Genomic DNA, 1797 nt, shown 5'->3' with positions numbered 1-1797 from the left:
CGCCTCGGCGCCGCCGCGCGCCCCGTCCTGCTGCCCCTGGTCACCGCCCTGCTCGACGGGGGCCCGGAACCCCTGCGGGCCTCCCTCGCCACCGTCCTGGCCGACGCCGGCACGCCCGCCTCCCGTCCGCTCCGCCGCGAGCTGCTGGAGTTCCTGCTCGACCGGGAGCGGGACCCGGCCGTCCTGGACGCCGTTCTGCGCGCCGCGGTGGCCCGGGACGACGCCGGGACGGGGCCGGGGGAGGAGGAGACCCGGGACCTGGTCCACCGCACCGGCCTGCTCCTCGTCCGCACGCCCGAGGGCGCCGCCCGCTGCGACCGGGGCCTGGCCGACCTGGTCCGGCACGTGCCGGGCTTCGCCGCCCGCCTGGCCCGCTGGCTGACCGACGCCCCGGACGACTGGGCCCGGATGACCGGCCCCGGCACCCGTCGCATGATCGAGAACCTGGCGGGCGTACGGGTACCGGCCTGACCGGCGACCGGGCGTACGCGGGGCGCTTGCGCGGGTACGCGGCCCGTGCGCGGACCGGCCTGGGCGGATACGGGGCATACGCGCACCGCCCGGGCGCCGCCGCGGACGTGCGCCCCGTCACAGCCCCCATGCCGATGCTGGCGCGGAGCACCCGGCATGGCACCCTTAGACCTGCACAACGAGGTCAAGACAGACACGGACAAGGGTTCGAGGAGCGGTCACAGTGCAGCGCTGGCGTGGCTTGGAGGACATCCCCCAGGACTGGGGGCGCAGCGTCGTCACCATCGGTTCCTACGACGGCGTCCACCGCGGCCACCAGCTGATCATCAAGCACGCCGTCGACCGCGCCCGCGAACTGGGCGTCCCGGCCGTCGTCGTCACCTTCGACCCGCACCCCAGCGAGGTGGTCCGCCCCGGCAGCCACCCCCCGCTGCTCGCCCCGCACCACCGCCGCGCCGAGCTGATGGCCGAGCTGGGCGTCGACGCGGTTCTCGTCCTGCCGTTCACCACCGAGTTCTCCAAGCTGTCGCCCGCCGACTTCGTCGTGAAGGTGCTGGTGGACAAGCTGCACGCCAAGGCGGTCGTCGAGGGCCCCAACTTCCGCTTCGGCCACAAGGCCGCCGGCAACGTCGAGTTCCTCACCGAGCAGGGCAAGACGTACGACTTCGAGGTGGAGGTCGTCGACCTCTACGTCACCGGCGAGGCGGGCGGCGGCGAGCCGTTCTCCTCCACGCTGACCCGCCGCCTGGTCGCCCAGGGCGATGTCGAGGGCGCACGCGAGATCCTGGGCCGGCCGCACCGCGTGGAGGGTGTCGTCGTCCGCGGCGCCCAGCGCGGCCGGGAACTGGGCTTCCCGACGGCCAACGTCGAGACGCTCCCGCACACCGCCATCCCCGCCGACGGCGTGTACGCGGGCTTCCTGCACGCCCAGGGCGAGGCCATGCCGGCCGCCATCTCCGTGGGCACCAACCCGCAGTTCGACGGCACCGAGCGCACGGTGGAGGCGTACGCCATCGACCGCGTCGGCCTCGATCTGTACGGGCTGCACGTCGCCGTCGACTTCCTCGCCTACGTGCGCGGCCAGGCGAAGTTCGAGTCCCTGGAGGCCCTGCTCGAGCAGATGGCCGTGGACGTGCAGCGCTGCCGGGAGATCGTGGCGGCGGAGCGGTAGCCGGATCCCACGACGGTTCCACGGCGCGAGAGGGCGGCCGGTGCGCATCGCACCGGCCGCCCTCTCATCTGCCCTTGCCCGCTACTGCCGGGGCGGGGCCTGCGGCGGCTGCTGCCCCTGGCCCGGGTACGGCTGGGCCTGCGGCTGAGGCTGCG

General features: G+C 74.7%; 1 protein-coding gene and 1 pseudogene. Both read left to right on the top strand.

What is annotated here, in order from left to right; genetic code table 11:
• Positions 1 to 471 (top strand): annotated as a pseudogene (locus H5J33_RS33935) (hypothetical protein); the annotation flags it as partial.
• Between the two features lie 223 nt (positions 472 to 694).
• Positions 695 to 1642, top strand: a complete 948-nt coding sequence (locus H5J33_RS33930; RefSeq protein WP_181798511.1) for a bifunctional riboflavin kinase/FAD synthetase — start codon at positions 695 to 697, stop codon at positions 1640 to 1642.
• The last annotated feature ends 155 nt before the right edge of the window (positions 1643 to 1797 follow it).

The organism is Streptomyces sp. WELS2, from assembly GCF_013870595.1.
Taxonomy (GTDB): Bacteria; Actinomycetota; Actinomycetes; order Streptomycetales; family Streptomycetaceae; genus Streptomyces.
Note: the sequence above shows the minus strand (reverse complement) of the source record. Positions and strands in the feature narration are given on the sequence as shown.